The 20,622-nt window shown below is 35.2% G+C and carries 24 protein-coding genes and 1 tRNA gene; 12 read left to right on the forward strand and 13 right to left on the reverse strand.

Going from position 1 to position 20,622, the window contains the following annotated elements:
• Positions 1–2 precede the first annotated feature (2 nt).
• From BN1226_RS04940 to BN1226_RS04965, 6 genes are all read right to left on the reverse strand, one after another.
• On the reverse strand, positions 3–935 hold the full coding sequence (locus tag BN1226_RS04940) for a SphA family protein (protein ID WP_162183151.1): 933 nt from the start codon (positions 933–935) through the stop codon (positions 3–5).
• A 58-nt stretch (positions 936–993) separates the two neighbouring features.
• On the reverse strand, positions 994–1,821 hold the full coding sequence (locus BN1226_RS04945) for a beta-keto acid cleavage family enzyme (RefSeq protein ID WP_044470260.1): 828 nt from the start codon (positions 1,819–1,821) through the stop codon (positions 994–996).
• Between the two features lie 140 nt (positions 1,822–1,961).
• A complete protein-coding gene (locus BN1226_RS04950; protein ID WP_044470261.1) occupies positions 1,962–2,399 on the reverse strand; it encodes a DUF2750 domain-containing protein in 438 nt (145 codons plus the stop codon).
• Positions 2,400–2,457: 58 nt separating this feature from the next.
• Complete coding sequence (locus BN1226_RS04955) at positions 2,458–3,636, reverse strand: acetyl-CoA C-acetyltransferase (protein WP_044470262.1); 1,179 nt, start codon at positions 3,634–3,636, stop codon at positions 2,458–2,460.
• A 9-nt stretch (positions 3,637–3,645) separates the two neighbouring features.
• Positions 3,646–4,929 (reverse strand): MFS transporter, encoded by a 1,284-nt coding sequence (locus BN1226_RS04960; protein ID WP_044470263.1) that lies wholly within the window; start codon positions 4,927–4,929, stop codon positions 3,646–3,648.
• A 106-nt stretch (positions 4,930–5,035) separates the two neighbouring features.
• Positions 5,036–6,031 carry an enoyl-CoA hydratase/isomerase family protein gene (locus BN1226_RS04965; RefSeq protein ID WP_044470264.1) on the reverse strand — a complete coding sequence of 332 codons (996 nt, stop codon included), beginning with the start codon at positions 6,029–6,031 and terminating at the stop codon, positions 5,036–5,038.
• Positions 6,032–6,275: 244 nt separating this feature from the next.
• Here BN1226_RS04965 and BN1226_RS04970 point away from each other — a divergent pair, with 244 nt between their 5' ends.
• Positions 6,276–7,166 (forward strand): LysR family transcriptional regulator, encoded by an 891-nt coding sequence (locus BN1226_RS04970; RefSeq protein WP_044470265.1) that lies wholly within the window; start codon positions 6,276–6,278, stop codon positions 7,164–7,166.
• A 191-nt stretch (positions 7,167–7,357) separates the two neighbouring features.
• Positions 7,358–8,224, forward strand: coding sequence for a D-alanyl-D-alanine carboxypeptidase family protein (locus tag BN1226_RS04975; RefSeq protein ID WP_044470266.1), 867 nt, complete (start codon positions 7,358–7,360; stop codon positions 8,222–8,224).
• A 115-nt stretch (positions 8,225–8,339) separates the two neighbouring features.
• Here BN1226_RS04975 and BN1226_RS04980 read toward each other — a convergent pair.
• Positions 8,340–8,429: transfer RNA gene (locus BN1226_RS04980), tRNA-Ser, on the reverse strand.
• A gap of 197 nt (positions 8,430–8,626) precedes the next feature.
• On the opposite strand from BN1226_RS04980, the gene BN1226_RS04985 reads away from it, so the two are divergent.
• The 6 genes from BN1226_RS04985 to BN1226_RS05010 all read left to right on the forward strand — a co-directional run bounded on the left by BN1226_RS04985 (position 8,627) and on the right by BN1226_RS05010 (position 13,295).
• Positions 8,627–9,295, forward strand: coding sequence for a Bax inhibitor-1 family protein (locus BN1226_RS04985; protein WP_005761055.1), 669 nt, complete (start codon positions 8,627–8,629; stop codon positions 9,293–9,295).
• An 87-nt stretch (positions 9,296–9,382) separates the two neighbouring features.
• Positions 9,383–9,712 (forward strand): TusE/DsrC/DsvC family sulfur relay protein, encoded by a 330-nt coding sequence (locus BN1226_RS04990; protein WP_044470267.1) that lies wholly within the window; start codon positions 9,383–9,385, stop codon positions 9,710–9,712.
• Between the two features lie 98 nt (positions 9,713–9,810).
• On the forward strand, positions 9,811–10,692 hold the full coding sequence (locus tag BN1226_RS04995; protein WP_044470268.1) for a metal ABC transporter substrate-binding protein: 882 nt from the start codon (positions 9,811–9,813) through the stop codon (positions 10,690–10,692).
• On the forward strand, positions 10,692–11,582 hold the full coding sequence (locus BN1226_RS05000; protein ID WP_044470269.1) for an ATP-binding cassette domain-containing protein: 891 nt from the start codon (positions 10,692–10,694) through the stop codon (positions 11,580–11,582). The genes BN1226_RS04995 and BN1226_RS05000 overlap by 1 nt, the downstream gene beginning before the upstream one ends.
• 7 nt (positions 11,583–11,589) lie before the next feature.
• Positions 11,590–12,474 (forward strand): metal ABC transporter permease, encoded by an 885-nt coding sequence (locus BN1226_RS05005; RefSeq protein ID WP_044470270.1) that lies wholly within the window; start codon positions 11,590–11,592, stop codon positions 12,472–12,474.
• The gene (locus BN1226_RS05010; RefSeq protein ID WP_044470271.1) at positions 12,471–13,295 is read left to right on the forward strand and encodes a metal ABC transporter permease; all 825 of its coding nucleotides are present in this window, start codon (positions 12,471–12,473) and stop codon (positions 13,293–13,295) included. Before BN1226_RS05005 ends, BN1226_RS05010 begins: the two co-directional genes overlap by 4 nt.
• Before the next feature lie 38 nt (positions 13,296–13,333).
• Here BN1226_RS05010 and BN1226_RS05015 read toward each other — a convergent pair whose 3' ends face one another.
• Positions 13,334–13,606, reverse strand: a complete 273-nt coding sequence (locus BN1226_RS05015; protein WP_044470272.1) for an acylphosphatase — start codon at positions 13,604–13,606, stop codon at positions 13,334–13,336.
• 200 nt (positions 13,607–13,806) lie between these two features.
• Here BN1226_RS05015 and BN1226_RS05025 point away from each other — a divergent pair, with 200 nt between their 5' ends.
• The 3 genes from BN1226_RS05025 to BN1226_RS05035 all read left to right on the forward strand — a co-directional run bounded on the left by BN1226_RS05025 (position 13,807) and on the right by BN1226_RS05035 (position 15,489).
• Entirely contained in the window at positions 13,807–14,460 is a 654-nt protein-coding gene (locus BN1226_RS05025; RefSeq protein WP_044470274.1) for a curli polymerization inhibitor CsgI-related protein, read from the forward strand.
• A gap of 102 nt (positions 14,461–14,562) precedes the next feature.
• Entirely contained in the window at positions 14,563–15,021 is a 459-nt protein-coding gene (locus BN1226_RS05030; RefSeq protein ID WP_044470275.1) for a methylglyoxal synthase, read from the forward strand.
• Between the two features lie 12 nt (positions 15,022–15,033).
• Positions 15,034–15,489 carry a YccF domain-containing protein gene (locus BN1226_RS05035; RefSeq protein ID WP_005761069.1) on the forward strand — a complete coding sequence of 152 codons (456 nt, stop codon included), beginning with the start codon at positions 15,034–15,036 and terminating at the stop codon, positions 15,487–15,489.
• Between the two features lie 47 nt (positions 15,490–15,536).
• Here the strand turns inward: BN1226_RS05035 and BN1226_RS05040 are convergent, their stop codons facing one another.
• The 5 genes from BN1226_RS05040 to sstT all read right to left on the reverse strand — a co-directional run bounded on the left by BN1226_RS05040 (position 15,537) and on the right by sstT (position 19,679).
• A complete protein-coding gene (locus BN1226_RS05040) occupies positions 15,537–16,094 on the reverse strand; it encodes a TorD/DmsD family molecular chaperone (RefSeq protein WP_044470276.1) in 558 nt (185 codons plus the stop codon).
• Positions 16,087–16,701, reverse strand: a complete 615-nt coding sequence (locus BN1226_RS05045; protein ID WP_044470277.1) for an NAD(P)H-dependent oxidoreductase — start codon at positions 16,699–16,701, stop codon at positions 16,087–16,089. The genes BN1226_RS05040 and BN1226_RS05045 overlap by 8 nt, the downstream gene beginning before the upstream one ends.
• The gene (locus BN1226_RS05050) at positions 16,701–17,156 is read right to left on the reverse strand and encodes an NfeD family protein (RefSeq protein WP_044470278.1); all 456 of its coding nucleotides are present in this window, start codon (positions 17,154–17,156) and stop codon (positions 16,701–16,703) included. Before BN1226_RS05050 ends, BN1226_RS05045 begins: the two co-directional genes overlap by 1 nt.
• Positions 17,157–17,212: 56 nt before the next feature.
• Positions 17,213–18,136 (reverse strand): SPFH domain-containing protein, encoded by a 924-nt coding sequence (locus BN1226_RS05055; RefSeq protein WP_044470279.1) that lies wholly within the window; start codon positions 18,134–18,136, stop codon positions 17,213–17,215.
• Positions 18,137–18,437: 301 nt separating this feature from the next.
• The gene (gene sstT / locus BN1226_RS05060) at positions 18,438–19,679 is read right to left on the reverse strand and encodes a serine/threonine transporter SstT (protein ID WP_044470280.1); all 1,242 of its coding nucleotides are present in this window, start codon (positions 19,677–19,679) and stop codon (positions 18,438–18,440) included.
• Between the two features lie 270 nt (positions 19,680–19,949).
• Here sstT and BN1226_RS05065 point away from each other — a divergent pair, with 270 nt between their 5' ends.
• Positions 19,950–20,414 (forward strand): LexA family protein, encoded by a 465-nt coding sequence (locus tag BN1226_RS05065; RefSeq protein WP_005760995.1) that lies wholly within the window; start codon positions 19,950–19,952, stop codon positions 20,412–20,414.
• The last annotated feature ends 208 nt before the right edge of the window (positions 20,415–20,622 follow it).

Here is a 20,622-nt window from a genome sequence, read left to right on the forward strand (position 1 = left end):
GGTTATAGTGGAATAGATACGCCTAAGTGAAGAAAACGCATTTTCGGATCGTTTTTAGAATGCACAGAAGCTAAAAAACGAGCATTCACAGAGAATGAACCGAAATTATATCCCACCATTGGTCCGAACATTAAATGTTCGATTTTGTTACCTGTGGAGTGAAGACCTTCTACCACAACACCAGATTTTTTGTCATTCGTCAGTTGTTTTGTCCAGTTACCAATCACACCAACAGTCCATTTATCAATATTCTTGGCTGCAGTAAGATCTAAATAGTAAGTGTTACCTGAACGGTAATCGGTCACTTTATTTTTGGTGTTGAAATCAAAAGTGTTGTTGATAGTAAATGCCCAACTATCTTTAAAGTAAGTAAGAGCTAAGTTAGGTTGAATCGTGTAATAGCGGTTAGCTAAATTTTTAGGTGTGTTGCTACATACACCATTTTGGCATTCGGTAGCATGTTTGCCGTTTTTAAATACAAATGCTGTACCTGCCCCCAAATGTAAACCATTGCCTAAATTCCAAGAAAGCATTGCTGGCATAATGGTTGTGCTCATTGTGCCATTGGCTTTATAAGTACTAGTACCTGCTGGCGTAGTAAGTTCAGTGTGGGCAAATTTATAAGGCTGAGCAATACCCATTGCATAGTTAGCACCTAATAATTTATAAGGCGTTGACCAAACTAATGTTGCCACCATAGATACATTACTAGCTTTGATTTTAACTGGTTCAGAGTGCAGTTTACCCCATTCATAATCTACATCATAGCCAAAGTAAATGCCTTCTGGTGGTAATGCACCTGCTGGATTTCCAGTGGTTGCTCCAGGTTGTAATGGAGAGACGCCCTCTTGAGCAAAGGCTGAGATTGTTGCTAATAATAATGTTGCTGCTGATAAACTGCAGCCCAATTTTTGTAATAATGCATTAGATTTCATAGATAATTCTCTCATATAACCTAAAGGGAACATTCATACTCAATGTTCCCTTTCATAACTAGAGTTGTTTTAAACCTAAAATTGCTCGAGCTTCATTCGGAGTCGCAACTTCTTTATCGGCTTCATGAATGATACGAATAGCACGTTCTACTAACATTTGATTAGTCGCATGCACACCTTTTTTATAATAGACATTATCTTCTAATCCTACACGAACATTGCCTCCTAACGCTAAAGTTGTCATCAAAATTGGCAAATGTGCTTTCCCAATACCAAAAGCTCCCCAGGTAGATCCCTCTGGTAATAGACTTTTTAAATAAACTAAATCTTCAACAGTGGCCATTGCTCCACCAAGAACACCAAGTACTAATTGGAAGTGTAAAGGCGCCGCTAAATGACCTTTTTCTTTATAAAATTTTGTACAGGCATGAATCATACCGCTATCAAAAATTTCAATTTCAGGTTTAATACCTAATTCAAGCATTGTTGAACCTAATTTTGATAAAAATTGTGGCGAATTAACAAATACACCACCAGGCATCCAGTTAAATGATCCGGCATCAAATGATGCAATTTCTGGTTGAACATAAGCTAAATGTTCCATGCGTTGCTCATCTGTTGCTCTATGATCTCCAGCAGTAGTCACATTAATGACAACATCACATTTATCTTTAATTCGATCAATCGTCTCTTTAAATTTATGTTTGTCCATAGTGCCTAGACCTTGTTCATCACGCATATGTAAATGTACAACAGAAGCTCCAGCTTTCCAGCATTTATAAGCATCTTCAGCAATTTCTGCTGGTGTAATTGGAATATATGGGGCAATTTCTTTTGGAGTAACAGCACCCGTTAGAGCTGCGGTAAGAATAACTTTATCAGACATATAAGTACCTCATTGAGAATAACATTTAAGAGAAGGCTAAGAGATTAAACTCTATGTATAAAATTTAACATTCGGTGAAAAAGCACAGAAATTCTTTTTAAAGTAGCGGTTATACCAATATTGCATAGCCAACAAGTGACCTATGTCAGTAATTTTTTTACTTCTTGTAGATAGAACACCGCTTTTTCTTCGCTTACGTCCGCCCTAATGGTTTCAATTAAATCACGAGTGAAGGCAAGTGAGTTTTGCACTAACATTTCGGTATCGCTAGGTAGTGGTGAAACTGCAACGTTGGTTTGGCTATTGAATAAAAAAAAGGAAAATTGCAGTATGAAGGTTTCAATATCCATTTCGACTGCTTTAATTTTGCTGTTTTTAGGTGGCGTTAATTGGGCGAGCTTTTCATCAGACCACAGAGGAACAAAAGGTTTACCCGCATCATCTTTGTAAAGCACGAGTTCGCCTTCATTATCTAAAAACCAAATATGGTCAAGACTTACCATTCTTTTTAACAGAAAGTCATATTTTTCATTGGTATTTTCATGTTTTAATTTTTTTGTTAGTTCTTTAAAATCCATAGGTTATCTCCTGTAAAAATTGCCTACATCTCAAATGGACGTAGGCAAAATAAAGGATTCAAATAGTACTTACAATTAACGAAATACCTTGACCACCACCAATACATAAGGTCGCAAGCCCATTTTTAGCATTTTGTTTTTGCATTTCATAAAGTAAAGTTACCAAAATACGAGCTCCTGATGCACCGATAGGGTGCCCTAATGCGATTGCACCACCATTGATATTCGTTTTTGCGGGATCTAGCCCAAGTTCTTTCACTACTGTTAAGGCTTGAGCCGCAAATGCTTCATTTGCTTCTACTACATCAAGATCAGAAATATTTAATCCTGCTTTATCTAAAGCAACACGAGTCGCAGGAACAGGTCCATACCCCATACGTTGTGGATCAACCCCTGCGCTTGCCCAAGAGCGAATTACCGCCAGAGGTTTTAAGCCAAGCTCTACAGCTTTCTCCTTGCTCATTAATACTAAAGCTGCTGCACCGTCATTAATGCCTGATGCATTACCTGCAGTCACTACACCATCTTTTTTAAATGCAGGTTTGAGTTTGGCTAGACCGTCGATAGTTGAACCATGGCGAGGATGTTCATCTTCTGATACAACAACACTACCTTTACGAGTTTTCACTTCTACTGGCACAATTTCATCAGTAAATTTACCGTTTTGTTGAGCTTTTTCAGCACGAAGTTGACTAGTGAGTGAGAATTGATCAAGTTCTTCACGGCTTAAATTAAATTGTTCAGCAAGGTTTTCTGCGGTAATCCCCATATGTACACCAGAAAAAGCATCGGTTAATCCATCATTTGTCATGGTATCAATGAGTTCAGCATTACCCATTCTTGCTCCCCAACGGGCTGAAGGTTGCACATAAGCTGCATTACTCATGCTTTCTGTACCACCCACAACGACAACATCAGAATCACCACAAATAATAGATTGTGCCCCTAAAATAACCGCTTTAAGCCCTGAGCCGCAGACTTTACCTACAGTAAAAGACGAAGCCTCTTGCGGAATACCTGAATGGATAGATACTTGTCGAGCAACATTTTGCCCAAGTCCTGCTGAAAGTACATTACCTAGAATGACTTCTTGCACAGCATTCGGCTCAATACCTGCTCGTTTAATTGCCTCTGTGACAGCAACACGACCAAGTTCTACTGCACTTACATCTTTAAATACACCACCAAAACTGCCAATAGGTGTTCTGGTTGCAGAAACAATTACAACCTCTTTCATTTTATTTCCTCACTGATTTTGTTTTGCTTGATAAGGGGTTAGATTAGTAAACCAAATAATGACTAAAGTAAGAGCCCCAATTAAAATTAATAACATATATGCACCTGCGTATCCGCCAAGATAGGTTAAGCCTAAGGCTAAAATAGAAAATGCACAGCAACGGATAATGGATTGGATTGGGTGAATAACACCTAATGCTTTGATATATGCTGCCCGAGGGAATTTTGTTGCGATAAATGATGTTGAATAGTTAGTTGCACCTGGAAGAGCTAGACCAATCATTCCCATTGAAACTAATAATAAGGTTTGAGAATTTGCGATATTTAATGCAAGAGCCATCATCCACCATAAGGTATAAATTAATAATGCACGTTTAATACCTAATTTATGATTAATCCAACCCCAGCCATAAGCACCAAAAAGACCACCTACTAGAGCAGAAATACTCATATAAGAAATAGCAACTTCAGGCGATAGTCCAATTTCAATTAAACGAGGCACAATTTGGCTAATAACACCAACAAGCATTATGTAAATTGCCCCTGTAGAAATTCCCATAAACCAAACATCTTTCATTTTTAATAATTTACTTGCGGTCAGGCCTAGATCCTCTTGAGTAGTCTCTTGTGTTGCTAAAGTTTTTAGTATTTCGGCTGTAGGTTGTTCATTATCAGGTAATAGACCAACGTCTTCAGGTTTACCTGCAACAAAAAGGGTAATGACAACAAGAATGACTAACATTATGGCTGACATAATCCAAAAGCCGTGTTGAACACCAACAATAGAGAAAGAAAGGGCTAAAATAGGAACGAATAAAGAACTTGAGAAGGTTTGACCAAATGAAGTGAATCCGAGAGCAAGACTTTGTTTTTTCACAAACCAGCTTGCAACCAAAGCTGTTCCGCCAATATAGGTAAACCCTGTGCCAAAGAATGATACAGCGGCATAAGCTAAAGTAAATTTAGCGATTGAATCACAGTAACCTAATAAGCCATAGCTAATAATTGACATTATTAAGCAGAACATTTGATTAAATTTAATGCCTTTTTTATTGCATAACCAAGCAAAAATCGGTGCAGCAGGAATAGCTGCCCAAGATGCAGGCGTAACAAAGAAAAGCATTTCGTTATAGTCTAAATGATAAAATTTAGATAATTCAGGTAGGGTCACATTTAAACCGTGAGTTAGAATACCTGCTCCAACCCAATAAACGCAGGCTTGCACAATAATGACTAGCCATCCACGTGAACCAAAATTAAATTTACCTGTTGAAGAATAAACTGAAGTCGCCATATCATATATCCTTGATATAAGTAGGTTAAAGGCATAAAAAAAGGGAATCACATTCATGATAATGTGTCCCCTCTTAATATTAAAAAGCTAATAGTTAAAGACTCAATTATTTAATTTCGTCTTCTTCATAGCCACCATTTAAGCGAGGACGAACAACTTTGCCTTTTTTCTCTGCTGCCATTACTAATGCTGCTTCTTCTTTAGCTTGATCCCAGAAACTTGCTTCATGCGGGCTATGTTCTGTTGCTGTCACAAACATTTCTGTCGCAAATGAGGTACGCAATTCTTTTGAAATATCTTCTTTCCAAGGTTGACGTAAAATTTGAGTGGTAATACGACGAGTAACACGTGTACCAGTTTGCATAATTAAATCTGCAATTTCCCAAGCACGTTTATATGCAGCTTCAGTATCTTTACAGATTTCATTAATCATACCTAATGCTAAAGCTTTACGAGCTGTAATAATTTCACCAGTTAATTCAGCATATGCATAACGTTTACGGCCCATTAATTCACGCCATACAATTTGAACACCGTCACCTGGTACCATATTGGTACGGAAGTGCATTTCAGTTGTCCAAGCATCTTCGGTTGCAAGGGTAATATCGCTGAATAATACTAAGTCAGAGTGGAATGTTGCACCAGTCCAAACACCAATGGTTGGTACTTCAACATCAAAGATTTGACCTTCAATATCATTAGTACCATCATAATATTGGTAGTTATACATATGCCAAGCACGTTCAGGATCTGATGCAAATTCAATTGCAGGCTCCCATTCACCTTTATCATTTGTACGACCAATACCTTTAAATGTATCTGGACCAATACCACCTAAGATAATAACTTCGTTATCAGGGTCTCGGCCTGCCCAGTCAAAGAAATAATGTAAACCTTGATGTAACTCTGCACTCCATTGAACTGGACCACCATTAGTATGCATGCGAGCTTCTAAAATACCGCGTTCACGTTTCATTTTGATACAGCCAGCAAGAATTTTTGAATATTCTTCAAATGGCATATGAGGAATAGTTTTGAGTTGTTTGTGGGATAGTTCTTTGCGCTTTCCTGAATCATTTTCATAGTTGCCTTTAATCGCCATAATAGACTCCTTAATAACATAAGTTAATGTAATTTTTCAGTTACAGTAGTGCTTACTGAACGGCCTTAAAGGTAACAATCTTCTAGAACATCTAGAAATTCTTTTTTTATTGATAGTTATTCAGTTTTTGTATAACAAAAATGTGAGGGAGATCAAAAAAACAATTAAAATTTTTCGCATTAATCCTATTCAAGAGATAGAATTTTAGCCTCAAAAATATGAGATATTATAAGGATATGGGCGGATGAAATTACATTTATTAAAAGAATTTATCATATTAGCTGAGAGCTTAAATTTTACAAAAGCAGCAGAAAAGCTAAATACAACCCAGCCTGTATTAAGCCGTCATATTAAAGAAATGGAAGAATATTTTGGAGATAAACTATTTACTAGAGATACACATAATGTAAAACTAACAGCCACTGGGATTCTTGTTTTTAGCGAAGTGAAAAAGATTATTAAACAATTTGATAACTCTATATCAACAATTCATGCCTTTACAGGAAAAACTAAACAAAAATTATCTATAGCTTATCTAGGAGAAGCTTTTAATCATATTTTAAGAGAGACTATTGAAAAATTTAGAGAAAGCAATGCAACTATCAACCTCGCATATCAAGATTGTGAACTTGATGAAGTATTGAATCATCTCAAAAATAATGAATATGATATTGGTTTAATTATCAGACCTAATATTATTGATAAATTTGAAGATTTCGATATTCTCCCATTATTTACTGATAATATTTATGCCATAGTTAATAAATCCCATCCTTTAGCAAATCATCAAAAAATCTCACTTAAAGAACTTGCTAATTATCCAATGATTAGGGAGGATCCGAAATATGTCTCATATTCTGAAATATGCAGTAGTAATTTCTTTCTTAACAAAAATCTTAATTTAACAATTCATAAAGAATATAAGAATTTTAGAACGTGTTTATTTAATTTAGAATTAGACAATAAATCTTTTTTTATTTTTCCTGAGCATCGACTTCATCTACTCACAGAAAATACGGTTGGTATAGAAATTGAAGATGATTGTTACTATGTTATGGAAGCAATCTGGAATAAAGATAATCGAAATCCTAATTTAAGGAAATTCATCAAAGAATTAAAAAATAATGTTGAATAGTATGAGTATGATATAAATTAATATAGTTGAAAAATTTAAAATATCTACCGCACTTTCATCTACAAAGTCTTCTTTTCAAGCCTCAATATTTTAGGAATAAATTGAAGAAATTTAATTAATTGTTTAAAAAATAGAAAAATATTTAAATTCCTGTTAGAATTTCGCATTCCTTGTTTAATTGGTCATTAAATATGCTTAAAAACTTACTTTCTGTTTTGTGTTTTTTGCCAGTGATTGCAATGGCACAATCTTATGTTGTATATGATTTCACTCATGATAAGATTCTCGAAACACATTCACCAGATAATATTCAGCCTATTGCTTCGGTCACCAAACTCATGACAGCTAATGTTTTCCTAGAAAATAATAGAAATCCTAACTGCGCTACTACGATTTCCGAAGAAGATTATGACTATATTAAAGGAACAGGTTCGAAATTACCTAAAAATACACCGATTTCTTGTAACGAATTATTAAAAGCCATGCTAGTGCATTCTGACAATTATGCGGCTCATGCTCTTTCCCGCAGTGCAGGAATGAGCCGTATGCAATTCATTCAAAAAATGAATGAAAAAGCTAAAGCACTTGGTATGACATCCACTCATTTCACCGACAGTTCAGGGCTATCCAGCACAAACGTCTCCAGTGCCATGGATCTTGTTAAATTAGCAAGATATTCCTTAAATAACTCTAAGATCCAAGATTTATCAAATACTCGAGCTGCCTATATTCGAGCTGGCAGAAATAATGTTTTTATGAAAAACACGAATAAATTGGTGCGTGATGAGATTTTTGATGCCGCATTAAGTAAAACAGGCTATATACGTGAATCAGGCTATAACTTAGTATTTGTTAATAAACACCAGTGCCACCATTCAACCATTGGAGTAATTAGCTTAAATAATACCAGCTCAGCATTTCGTTCTACCTTTACAAAAAGTAAATTAGAACAATATGGCTGCTTGGCACTAAACAATAAAGATTTCAATCCTACTGATGATTTTGATGAAGGTTATGATGAAGAAGGATTAGCACAGCTAATCAATAAAATCAATTAATCATATCCAAATAATATAAAAGTGCGGTGAAAATTACAAAAATTTCACCGCACTTTTTTGATTTTTGAAAACAAAAAAACGCCAACTTTTCAGCTAGCGCTTTCTTTTAATTTGATGGCGGAGGAAGTGAGATTCGAACTCACGGAGGGCGTAAACCCTCGCCGGTTTTCAAGACCGGTGCCTTCAACCACTCGACCATTCCTCCGTGATTTAAGCGGAGTGAAATATAATATAGTTATCTCGTTAAGTAAACTACTATTTACAATTTCATTGTTTAATAGACTATTATTTACACAGCCCGCTTATTTGGCTATCATTATGGTTAAAAAAATTTTGACATTATTATTACTTATTAGTAACGTATTCATTGATGATTATCCATTCTTTATAAGGAAGATTCTTATGGCAGATTCTCGCATTGTTTTTGATACTCGCGAACAATCAACTTCATTATTAAGTACACATAAAGTATTGCGTAATACTTATTTCTTATTAGGTTTAACTCTCGCATTTTCTGCAATAGTAGCCTATTTTTCAATGTCACTTGGTTTACCTCATCCAGGTATCATTGTGACATTAGTGGGTTTCTATGGTTTATTATTCCTCACTAATGCAACAGCAAATAGTGGCTGGGGGATTTTATCTACTTTTGCATTTACTGGATTTTTAGGTTACACCTTAGGTCCAATTCTTAATCGTTACATAGGCGCTGGATTAAGTGAAACTGTAGCACTTGCATTAGCAGGTACTGCCGCAGTATTTTTCGCCTGCTCTGCTTATGTGTTAACAACACGTAAAGATATGTCATTCCTTTCAGGCATGATTTTTGCATTATTTATCGTGTTATTATTAGGAATGGTAGCAAGTTTCTTTTTCCAAACGCCAGCATTACAGTTAGCCCTAAGTGCATTATTTGTCATTTTCTCAAGTGCAGCGATTCTATTTGAAACTAGCAATATCATTCATGGCGGTGAAACTAACTATATTCGAGCAACTACCAGTTTATTCGTTTCAATTTATAATCTATTCTTAAGCCTATTACAATTATTAGGCTTCGCCAGTGATGATTAATTATCTATCAAATAAATAGCCAAACGCTCCTACTTTGTTAGGAGCGTTTTTTGTATAATAAGCGATAAAAGTTGATATAGGTAAATTATGATTAAAGTAAATAATATTACAATTGAAACCGATCCTGCGGGTTATCTACTAGATTTAACTCAATGGAATGAAAATGTTGCTATGGCTATCGCAGAAAAAGAAAATTTAACCCTAACTGATGCTCATTGGGAAGTTATTTATTTTGTCCGTCAATTCTATCAAGAATATAAAACCTCACCAGCTATCCGCATGCTGGTAAAAGCAATGGCACAGAAATTAGGTGAAGAAAAAGGTAACAGTCGATATTTACAACGTTTATTTCCTGATGGACCTGCAAAACAAGCAACAAAATTAGCAGGATTACCTAAACCTGCTAAATGTCTATAAATAAATTTTGATAATACGAATGATTATCACTTGATGATTTAAGCATTTACGTTTAGTATATATTCGCTATTAATCAACATAACAACAAGGAGACGTTTATGCGTAAATTTTTAGTAGCCATCATGGCTGCTGCAATTGGTACAGTATCAATTTCAGCTTCCGCTAAAATGAAAGTGGTCACCACTTTTACAATTATTCAAGATATTGCTCAAAATGTTGCAGGCGATGCGGCTGATGTACAATCCATTACCAAACCTGGAGCTGAAATCCACGATTATCAACCTACCCCAAAAGACGTTGCGCAAGCTCAATCCGCAGATTTAATTTTATGGAATGGGTTAAACTTAGAACGTTGGTTTGAAAAATTCTTCCAAAATATGAAAGATAAACCAGCAGTTGTCGTGACTGAAGGTATTACGCCAATGTCAATTTATGAAGGTCCTTATAAAGATATGCCAAACCCTCATGCTTGGATGTCAACCAGTAACGCCTTAATCTATATTGAAAACATCAAAAATGCGTTTATTAAATACGATCCAGCAAACAGCGAAATTTATCAAAAAAATGCCGCAGTTTATGCAGACAAGATCAAAGCACTTGATAAACCATTACGTGAAAAAATTAATCAAATTCCTGAAGATAAACGTTGGTTAGTTACAAGTGAAGGAGCATTTAGTTATCTGATTAAAGATTATGGCTTTAAAGAAGCTTATTTATGGCCAATTAATGCAGAACAACAAGGTACTCCAAAACAAGTTCGCCATGTTATTGATGTGGTTCGTAAAAATCATATTCCAGTAGTATTTAGTGAAAGTACTATTTCACCAAAACCTGCTCAACAAGTGGCAAAAGAAACAGGTGCAAAATACGGTGGCGTACTTTATGTAGATGCACTTTCTGCAAAAAATGGTCCAGTTCCAACTTATATTGATTTATTACAAACAACTGTTTCAACTATTGTAAAAGGATTTGAAAAATAATGAACTCAACTTGCCCTGCCTCAATCTATGTCGAAGGCGTTACTGTTCGATATAACAACGGACATACGGCTATTCATGATGTGTCTTTTCATTTAGAAGGTGGCACAACTTGTGCACTAGTCGGTGTGAATGGCAGTGGTAAGTCAACATTATTTAAAAGTCTGATGGGCTTAATACAACCACAGCAAGGCGATATTCGCCTCTGTGGTTTTACTATCGAAAAAGCCCTCAAACAAAATCTCATTTCTTATGTCCCACAAAGTGAAGATGTAGACTGGCAATTTCCTGTTTCTGTATATGATGTTGTCATGCAAGGTCGTTATGGCTATATGAATTTCTTACGTATTCCTAGCCAACAAGACAAGCAAAAAGTCCAAGAAGCAATGGCTCGTGTCAATATTGAACATTTGCTACACAGACAAATTGGTGAACTATCTGGCGGTCAAAAAAAACGAGTATTTCTAGCTAGAGCATTAGCACAACAAAGCCAAGTGATTTTATTAGACGAGCCTTTTACTGGCGTAGATGTTAAAACTGAAAATGCCATCGTTGAATTGCTAAGCCAATTGCGTCAAGAAGGTCACTTAATTCTTGTGTCTACCCATAATTTAGGCAGTGTGCCTGATTATTGTGATCAAGTAGTTATGATTAATCGTACGATAATTGCTTCAGGTAAAACCGAAACCACCTTTACTCAACAAAATCTTGAAGCTGTCTTTGGTGGAGTACTTCGCCATATTAAATTATTAGGACGAGATCTACATGATGATGAAGATGAACGTACCGTCACCGTATTAACGGATCATGACGAACGCCCAGCGGTGTTCTATGGACAAACAAAAAATGATCCACCCGCACCAATTGTAAAAGACTATTTATCAAAAGGCTAATCTCATCATGTTAGAACTCTTACTAGAACCTTTTAGCTATAATTATATGTTGAAGGCAATTGTGATCAGTGCGGCAGTCGGAGGCGTTAGTGCTTTTCTTTCTTGCTATTTAATGTTAAAAGGCTGGTCATTAATTGGTGATGCATTGTCGCATTCTGTTGTACCTGGCGTCGCCATCGCCTATGCTCTATCACTTCCCTATGCTATAGGTGCATTCTTTTCAGGCATTCTCGCCGCACTTTCTATTTTATGGGTGAAATCTATGACAACATTAAAAGAAGATGCTGTTATTGGTTTTATTTTCACCACATTTTTTGCTATTGGCTTACTCATTATTTCCCTGAATCCAACTTCAGTGAATGTGCAAGAAATTATCTTGGGTAATATCCTTGGTATTGCTGATGAAGATGTCATACAAGTGGCACTAATCATTAGTATCTGTTTGATTTTTTTATTTTTATTTTGGAAAGATCTATTACTTGTGTTCTTTGATGAAACTCAAGCGGTAGCCGTCGGATTATCTCCAACAAAATATAAAATTCTCTTTTTTACCTTACTAAGTGCTTGTATTGTCGCTGCACTACAAACTGTTGGAGCCATTCTCGTTATTGCGATGGTTATTACTCCTGGTGCTACAGCTTATTTACTGACGGATCGTTTTAGTAAAATGCTCATTATTGCGATGATATTAGGAACACTAACCAGCTCAATAGGTGCCTATATCAGTTATTTCTTAGATGGTGCAACAGGAGGCTTAATTGTTTGCCTGCAAACACTGATATTTTTATGTGCTTTTTTCTTCTCACCTAAATATGGCTTAATCAGTCAAAAACGAGTTACTGCCTTAAAAAGCGCGGTAGATATTGAAAAAATTTCAAGGGAAGCAAAATGAATACATTAATCGCATGGTTTACTGTTCCGCTAAGTTTTCCCTTTATGCAAAATGCTCTTTTTACAGCAATCATTGTGGCAACAATCTGTGCCCTTCTATCTTGTTACTTAGTGCTAAAGGGTTGGTCATTAATGGGCGATGCCATTTCTCATGCCGTTTTACCTGGCATTGTGATTGCCTATATGTTGGGTTTACCTCTTATGATCGGTGCTTTTTTTTCTGGTCTTTGCTGTTCTTTAGGCGTTGGTTATCTCAAAGAAAATAGTCGTATCAAAGAAGATACAGTAATGGGAATCGTTTTTTCAGGTATGTTTGCTTTGGGTTTAGTGTTATTTACCAAGGTTGAAACAGACCAACATTTATTACATATTTTATTCGGGAATTTATTAGGAGTTAGTCATTCAGAATTGATTCAAACAGCAATCATTTCTTGTATTGTGTTTTTTATTGTTCTCCTTAAAAGACGTGATTTATTGCTATATTGCTTTGATCCTAGCCAAGCAAGAATTGTAGGGCTCTCTCCTAAACTATTATATTATGGTTTACTAATTCTCTTGTCTTTAACTATTATTACAGCAATGCAAGTGGTCGGTGTTATTTTAGTAGTAGCAATGCTAATCTCTCCAGGTATTACCGCATACTTACTAACCAAACGATTTGACTACATGCTATTGTTTGCTATCATAAGCTCTATTATTTCAAGCTTTATGGGAACCTTAGTAAGCTATCACATTAATGCCGATATTGGTCCTTGTATTATTATTGTACAAGTTGTGTTCTTCAGTTTGGCATTAGCTTACAATAAATTAAAAGTGCGGTAATTTTTTGAAATTTATACCGCACTTTTAAACCATCATCTTTAGTGATCTACATAAAAATCAGTAAAATCCAGCTCACCAAGGTAAGCCTGTTCAATCACTTTATCAACTTTAGCATGAGCAGGGCCTTGTGCTATCCAAGTACGGAAAACAGATAATTGTTGTTCATTACCATAAATAATTGCTTCAACGGATCCATCATGTAAATTCCGTACCATTCCTTTCAAACCAATTTCTTTCGCCTTTCTCCAAGTGAAGTAACGAAAGCCAACCCCTTGCACAATACCATAAATCAGAAATTGTCTTTTTTGCATTGAAAAATCTCCCTTACTCCTTGATTTAATTTATATAAATAGATTTTTTTCATATTACCTATTTCCATTTTAATGAAATTAGCATAGGATAGAAAAAGCACTTGAAATAGACTTACTCTTCCATTGGGAGTTATTCTATTCGCAACGTGAAAAAGAACAAAATCTATTAATATACTCATTCTTAACAGAAAGGAGCTCATATGAAACTTCGTCTTACTGCATTAGCAATGACCGCTTTATTAACTTCTACAGCAACTATTGCTGGTGTTGTAACCACCTCATCAAATATTGAATTTGTTGCAATTGATGGTCAAAAAGCAAATAAATCACTTTTAAAACAAGCAAAATCATTTGAAATTAATGATACCAAAAAACATCAAGTGGTTGTGCGTGTATCTGAAATTCTTCGTGGTGCAGAATCAGGTTTATTTGAATCAGATCCTATTGTTGTGACATTCGATGGAAGAAGCGAAGATATTCAACTTAGTGCTCCATCATTAAAAAATAAACGTGATATTGAAAACTTTAAAGCATCACCAAAAATTAATGTAAAAACTAGCGCTGGTGCCGACGTTGCTAATCAACAAGAATATTTAATGCAAGAAGGTTTTTTACCTAGCGTAAACTTGATAGATAATCTATCGAGCTATAATACTTCAGGCGCTAAAGCAGCAGTTCCAGCCTTAGCAAGTACAACAATGACTACTACAATGGGAACAAGTGCTGGAAAAGTAGCAAAATCAAAAGTTGTTGTACAAGGTGAAAATGCTGCGGAACAAATGTTGCAATATTGGTTCCAACAAGCTGATAAAGAAACTCAAACCCGCTTCTTAAATTGGGCTAAAAAACAATAAGGAAGCTTTTAATTTATGCTTACTATTCTAAAAGTGCGGTATCTTTACCGCACTTTTTTCATATAGCAATATAATATTAACATTTTATAGAAGGAAAAAACGATGAATAACATTTTTCGTAACGTTACCGTCCGTAAACATATTGCTTTAGTCGCTCATGATCACTGCAAAAAGGATTTAATCAGTTGGTGTAGCCAGCATGTAGCACAATTAACTCCTCATGAATTATATGCTACTGGCACGACTGGGCATTTGATCGCTGATGCAACTGGATTATCGGTAAATAGCTTATTAAGTGGTCCAATGGGAGGCGATCAACAACTAGGTGCATTGATCGCTGAAAATAAAATAGATATGATGATTTTCTTCTGGGATCCAATGGATGCTGTACCTCATGATCCTGATGTAAAAGCGTTACTACGTATTGCTACTGTGTGGAACATTCCTCATGCGATGAATATTGCTACAGCAGATTTCTTAATTAATTCTAGCCTCTTTAATCAAGATATTAAAATTTGCATTCCTGATTACCAAGGATATTTGCAAGAACGTTTGAAATAGAGGTTAAAAACAATGGCATTCATTCTCAATATTCTTAATTTTGTACTCGGCGGTTTTGCAACAACTATTGGCTGGTTAATTGCGACTCTCATAAGTGCAATATTAATTATCACACTCCCCTATTCACGTAGTTGTTGGGAAATTACTAAAATGTCCCTTATGCCATTTGGTAATGATATTATCCATGTAAAATATCTTGAACCTAAAAGTTCATTAGCAAATTCTTTAGGTTCTGTTTTAAATTTACTTTGGTTTATTCTTTTTGGCTGGTGGTTGTGCTTATTGCATATTCTGACTGGTATTGCACAATGTATTACGATCATTGGGATTCCAACTGGGTTAGCCCATTTTAAACTCGCAGGCATTTCTTTATTTCCTGTAGGTCAACGTGTTGTGCCTAAAGAGATGGCTCAATTAGCCCGTCAGCATAGAGCAGAAAAAGAATTTGAAAATCAACGTAATGCATAGAAAAAAGCCTCAACAGAGTTTGAGGCTTATCTTTTGCTAGGCTTATTTTAGCTTTCTTCTAGTTCATCTGCCATGGCAGCTAAAATTTCTCTCGTCAATAATGCTAAGGAACGATAGAACGGTAGCGATGCGTGGCTTTCTACTTTTGTTAAGAATTTGCTGGCACAAGGCAATAAAAAGCTTTCAAACAGAGTTCGTTGTGCATTAATAGAATCTATATTATCCTCAATCCAAGAGGCTGTGAGTAAAAGTAAAGCAAAATGATCCGCAGATTCTACAGCTGGCATGCCACGTTCTTGTCGAAAACTCATAAATTCATTTACATCAATGCCATAAGAAGAAAGTTTACTATCAACTTTCGGCATATCCGTTAAAAATAAGCGATAATATTCTTCAGCTAAAACCTCTTTTGCAATAGGCATTTGTATGCTTTCAAGTGCTTGTAAAACTTCATCATCCACATCTAATGCCCAAACTTGTTCTAAGCCTTTTTGTTGTAACCAATGAAATACCGCTTCTAGAACTGGCTCCTCGGGAGAACGATAGAATAGATTTCCAAATAAACGACTAATAAGAGAAAAGTTATTAATTTGTAACTCAGACATCAATTTTAGCTCCTAAAAGTGCGGTCAATTTTTCAAAAATTTTTGCCTCAACTTCATCTAACATCTTATGACGAGCTTGAGCATCAATAATATGAATATCCCCTAAAAAGCTATGCTCAATATCATTAATTCCAACATAATTAAATAAACCATTGACCAAAGTATCATCTAATGATTTTGCAAAGCCAATTTTTTGATAACGTTCAACACTATTACCCAGAGTAATAAATTGCTGCATTTGCTTACCTGTGAGTAGTCCTACTGTGCCATTTTCATTACTTTGATAAGCAAACCCGGCTGTTAATACCCGCTCTAAATAACCTTTTAAGATAGCAGGATATCCCATCCACCATAATGGATAAACTAGAGTAATTAAATCTGCCTCTGAAATCAGTTTTTGTTCATATTTAATTTCAGATGCAATGATCCCTTGAAATGTGCCTGATAATTCTTCCCATGAAATCACTGGATTAAATTTCATGCTATAAAGATCTCTGACAACTGTTTCTACATTGGCTTTTTTACTCGCCTGTAAAACACGTTCTAAAATGGCTTTATTAAAACTATTTTTTGTATTTGGATGAGCAAAAATAACTAAATGCTTCATTAAATTTTCCTTAATTTACGTACTTTTAGTGTAATTCCTTGTACGCTAACGACTTCAATACGATCACCAACTTGCAACTCAGCGCCTTGAATTCGCCAAGTGGTATCACCAAAATAACCACGCCCAACACCAGTATCTGCAAATTCTTGCACAATACCTGTTGCTCCTAACATTGCATGTTGACGTTGATTTAAAACAGTTTGAGCTTCATCATTAGCATCTTTTCGATGTTGGTATTTCCACCAAACAAGGCTTAACATAAATGCCAAGATAGCATAAAAAATGCCTAATATCGTCAAACTTAGACTGGGTACTAACGCCATTATTGCCCCAGTAATAATAGCCGCAATCCCCCACCATAACAGAAAAATACCAGGAAGTGCTATTTCACCAATTAATAATATGAATCCTAAAATCAACCAATGCCATATCGACCAAGTTGTTAACCAATCCATTTCGACTCCTTCAACAAGAGAAATTAAGCAGGAAAAACCCTGCCTAATTATTCATATTACGACTTTTTATCGCCTTTTAATAATTCCGCAATCCCCGCCACAGAACCAATTAAGTTACCTGCTTCAAGTGGCATCAACACCACTTTACTATTACTTGAACCACCAATCTCTTTCAGAGCTTCTGTATATTTTTGAGCAATAAAGTAATTAATCGCTTTGGTATCTCCGCCAACAATAGCCTCAGATACCATTTGTGTTGCTTTTGCCTCTGCTTCAGCAGCACGTTCCCGTGCTTCAGCTTGCAAGAAAGCTTCTTGACGTTCACCTTCAGCTTTGAGAATCTTAGATTGTTTCTCACCTTCAGCTCGTAAGATTTGAGCTTGGCGAATCCCTTCAGCTTCTAAAATTTCTGCTCGTTTATTTCTTTCAGCTTTCATTTGTGCATTCATCGCTTCGCTTAGTTCACGAGGTGGGCGAACATCACGAATTTCAATACGTGTCACTTTTACCCCCCAAGGATTGGTTGCTTCATCGACAATAGAAAGTAAACGACCATTGATATTATCACGTTGTGAAAGCATTTCATCTAATTCCATTGAGCCTAATACAGTACGTATATTAGTCATGACTAAATTGACAATGGCTTGCTCTAAATGATTCACTTCATAAGCCGCACTACGGGCATCAACAACCTGCACGAAACATACTGCATCAATAGATACATTAGCATTATCTTTTGAAATCACTTCTTGTGATGGAATATCGATAACTTGTTCCATCATATTAATTTTACGTCCGACACGATCTACGAAAGGTATAATAAAGTTTAAACCTGGACTCAAGGTTTTAATATAACGACCAAAACGTTCAATGGTCCAATTGAAACCTTGTGGTACAGTTTTAAGTGCTGAAGAAACAACAAGTACTACAAGCACAATAAAAACAATCACCGCAATTGGAAGTCCCTCAAGAATATCCATACTATTTTCTCCTTATAAATACTAAAGACTGACTAATTTACAAAAATATAACAAATTACACCGCACTTTGTACATAAGAATAACCATTATTCTCAGAAACAAATTAACATAGATGCTTAATTCCATTTAGCCTATTTAAAAAATAAATCATGAATCAATATGAGTGACTTAATAAAACTGCTTAACCTTTCTATTTATTTAATTTATTGATCACATAATTTATGCATATTTAAATGAAATAAAGCGCTTTCTCTATTGCTAAAGAAAGCGCTTTCATAATTTTAATCAATTAACGCAAAAATTAACTATTTTTACGCTCTTGTTCCATACAAACTGCAGCTGTAAATAATACATCAGTTGAAGAGTTAAGTGCTGTTTCAGTAGAATCCTGTAAAATACTAATCACAAAACCAACACCAATCATTTGTGCCGCAACATCATCAGTAATACCAAATAAACTACAAGCTAACGGAACCAATAATAATGAGCCACCAGCAACACCTGATGCACCACAAGCACATAATGAAGCTACCACACTGAGTAAAATAGCACTTGTGAACGAAACTTCAATTCCTAGGGTATGAACCGCTGCTAGGGTTAAAATCGTAATGGTAATTGCCGCACCCGCCATATTAATATTCGCACCCAATGGAATAGACACAGAATAAGTTTCTTCATCAAGATTTAAACGTTTTGCTAAACTAATATTTACTGGAATATTGGCTGCAGAACTACGAGTAAAGAAAGCAGTTAAGCCACTCTCACGAGTACACATCCAAACCAATGGGTATGGATTTTTACGAATTTTCCAATACACCAGAATTGGATTAATAACAAATGCAGAAAATAGCATTGTGCCAATTAACACTATTAATAATTGGCTATAACCTGCTAATGCTTCTAAACCTTTTGCTGCTAATGTTTCAGCTACTAAACCAAATACACCAAATGGGGCAAAGGCAATAATCACATGAACGATTTTAGAAACACCTTCGGCAAAATCAGAAAGGACATTTTTAGTCGCATCTGAAGCATGACGGAATGCTAAACCTAAACCAATTGACCAAGCTAATACACCAATAAAGTTTGCTTTAAAAATCGCATTTAGAGGGTTATCCACTACATTTAGCACAAGCGTTAATAAAACTTGAGAAACCCCTTGCGGTGCAGTACTAGTATCTTCTGCTTTAGCAAGTGCGACTTCTGTCGGGAATAGAAATGCGGCAATTACTGCGGCAACTGCTGCTAAGAAAGTTGCAATCAGATAAAGCACAATAATCTCTTTCATATTACTTTTTGAGCCTACTTTGCGACTTGCAAGTGCAGCCATCACTAATACGAAAATGAGAATTGGGGCAACGCCACGTAGTGCTTTAACAAATATTTGTCCTAGCACACCGACCTTCTCAGCAATATTAAACCCTAACATTGCTTCTAAAGAAGGTGCAATCAACGCCACAATAATACCGAGTATTAAACCAATGAAAATTCTTTTTACCAAATTTCCTTGGAAAAAAAATGCAAATAAACGTGAAATATTCATAAATTGATAACTTAGGTTATGCAAGCAGAACTTGCGAATGAACTACGAATAGATCAAATAAGATCTTCCTGTATCACTATTCTTCCAAACAATAAGACAACGTTTAATCAATAAAAAAGAATAGTTTTTAGAGATTATCGCAATTTTTATATAAAGGAAATACTAAATTTAGAATTTATTCTATTATATAAAAAAATATTTGACTCACTGTTTAATTATACAGTATATTATACATGTATAAAAAAACAGGGTTCTATCCTAAGGAAAACGATGATGAATTATGTAACTTTCGCAAACGACAATGCACAGCCTGCAAACAGCAATGTATTCTCTTATCATCCAATGCCACTATACGAAGATTTGCAACAATCATCTACTTTTAGCAAAAGATTAGATCTCAACTTATATTGTATTAAACGTCCACAACAAACTTGTTTTATTCGTGTACAAAATCCAGATATGCTTGCTTGGGGTATCGAAGAAGGTGATATGTTAGTGGTTGAAAAAAATGACAGCTTATCAATTGGCGATCTAGTCGTTATTGAAGTAAATCATAAATTAGAAATATTTGAATTTATTGCTCATGATAATGGTAAATTTGTTTTCTTTAGCTTAAGTTCAAAAGTTGAAAATATTAGAACTGATAATTGGACAATGCTTTCCATTGTTGGCACAGTAACTAACTCGATTCATCAAATGAAACCAAAGAAAAATAGTATACGTTTTGCTGCATAACTAATTTTGTATAAAATATTCAAAAATTAACCGCAGTTTATACTGTGATGATATTTCTCCATCAATAATATTACTCAAAGCTATATAACATAAGACGAGTAAACATAAACTTAGAAAACAACTAAGTGTGCGAATACAAACAGGCTTTTATAGAAAATAGAGAATAAAAACTATAAAAAAAGAGCGATAAAAATATCGCTCTTTTTTA

Source organism: Mannheimia massilioguelmaensis (genome assembly GCF_000940515.1).
GTDB classification, from domain to species: Bacteria; Pseudomonadota; Gammaproteobacteria; order Enterobacterales; family Pasteurellaceae; genus Basfia; species Basfia bettyae.

Excerpts from the sequence above, each read along its gene's own strand:
- BN1226_RS05025 (WP_044470274.1), top strand. The coding sequence starts at position 13,807 with ATGAAACTTCGTCTTACTGCATTAGCAATGACCGCTTTATTAACTTCT.
- BN1226_RS05000 (WP_044470269.1), top strand. The coding sequence starts at position 10,692 with ATGAACTCAACTTGCCCTGCCTCAATCTATGTCGAAGGCGTTACTGTT.
- BN1226_RS04945 (WP_044470260.1), bottom strand. The coding sequence starts at position 1,821 with ATGTCTGATAAAGTTATTCTTACCGCAGCTCTAACGGGTGCTGTTACT.
- BN1226_RS05010 (WP_044470271.1), top strand. The coding sequence starts at position 12,471 with ATGAATACATTAATCGCATGGTTTACTGTTCCGCTAAGTTTTCCCTTT.
- BN1226_RS05050 (WP_044470278.1), bottom strand. The coding sequence starts at position 17,156 with ATGGATTGGTTAACAACTTGGTCGATATGGCATTGGTTGATTTTAGGA.
- BN1226_RS04965 (WP_044470264.1), bottom strand. The coding sequence starts at position 6,031 with ATGGCGATTAAAGGCAACTATGAAAATGATTCAGGAAAGCGCAAAGAA.
- BN1226_RS04995 (WP_044470268.1), top strand. The coding sequence starts at position 9,811 with ATGCGTAAATTTTTAGTAGCCATCATGGCTGCTGCAATTGGTACAGTA.
- BN1226_RS05040 (WP_044470276.1), bottom strand. The coding sequence starts at position 16,094 with ATGTCTGAGTTACAAATTAATAACTTTTCTCTTATTAGTCGTTTATTT.
- BN1226_RS04950 (WP_044470261.1), bottom strand. The coding sequence starts at position 2,399 with ATGGATTTTAAAGAACTAACAAAAAAATTAAAACATGAAAATACCAAT.
- BN1226_RS04960 (WP_044470263.1), bottom strand. The coding sequence starts at position 4,929 with ATGGCGACTTCAGTTTATTCTTCAACAGGTAAATTTAATTTTGGTTCA.
- BN1226_RS04970 (WP_044470265.1), top strand. The coding sequence starts at position 6,276 with ATGAAATTACATTTATTAAAAGAATTTATCATATTAGCTGAGAGCTTA.
- BN1226_RS05030 (WP_044470275.1), top strand. The coding sequence starts at position 14,563 with ATGAATAACATTTTTCGTAACGTTACCGTCCGTAAACATATTGCTTTA.
- BN1226_RS04955 (WP_044470262.1), bottom strand. The coding sequence starts at position 3,636 with ATGAAAGAGGTTGTAATTGTTTCTGCAACCAGAACACCTATTGGCAGT.
- BN1226_RS05015 (WP_044470272.1), bottom strand. The coding sequence starts at position 13,606 with ATGCAAAAAAGACAATTTCTGATTTATGGTATTGTGCAAGGGGTTGGC.
- BN1226_RS04990 (WP_044470267.1), top strand. The coding sequence starts at position 9,383 with ATGATTAAAGTAAATAATATTACAATTGAAACCGATCCTGCGGGTTAT.
- BN1226_RS04940 (WP_162183151.1), bottom strand. The coding sequence starts at position 935 with ATGAAATCTAATGCATTATTACAAAAATTGGGCTGCAGTTTATCAGCA.
- BN1226_RS05035 (WP_005761069.1), top strand. The coding sequence starts at position 15,034 with ATGGCATTCATTCTCAATATTCTTAATTTTGTACTCGGCGGTTTTGCA.
- BN1226_RS05045 (WP_044470277.1), bottom strand. The coding sequence starts at position 16,701 with ATGAAGCATTTAGTTATTTTTGCTCATCCAAATACAAAAAATAGTTTT.
- BN1226_RS05055 (WP_044470279.1), bottom strand. The coding sequence starts at position 18,136 with ATGGATATTCTTGAGGGACTTCCAATTGCGGTGATTGTTTTTATTGTG.
- BN1226_RS04985 (WP_005761055.1), top strand. The coding sequence starts at position 8,627 with ATGGCAGATTCTCGCATTGTTTTTGATACTCGCGAACAATCAACTTCA.
- BN1226_RS05065 (WP_005760995.1), top strand. The coding sequence starts at position 19,950 with ATGATGAATTATGTAACTTTCGCAAACGACAATGCACAGCCTGCAAAC.
- BN1226_RS05005 (WP_044470270.1), top strand. The coding sequence starts at position 11,590 with ATGTTAGAACTCTTACTAGAACCTTTTAGCTATAATTATATGTTGAAG.
- BN1226_RS04975 (WP_044470266.1), top strand. The coding sequence starts at position 7,358 with ATGCTTAAAAACTTACTTTCTGTTTTGTGTTTTTTGCCAGTGATTGCA.
- sstT (WP_044470280.1), bottom strand. The coding sequence starts at position 19,679 with ATGAATATTTCACGTTTATTTGCATTTTTTTTCCAAGGAAATTTGGTA.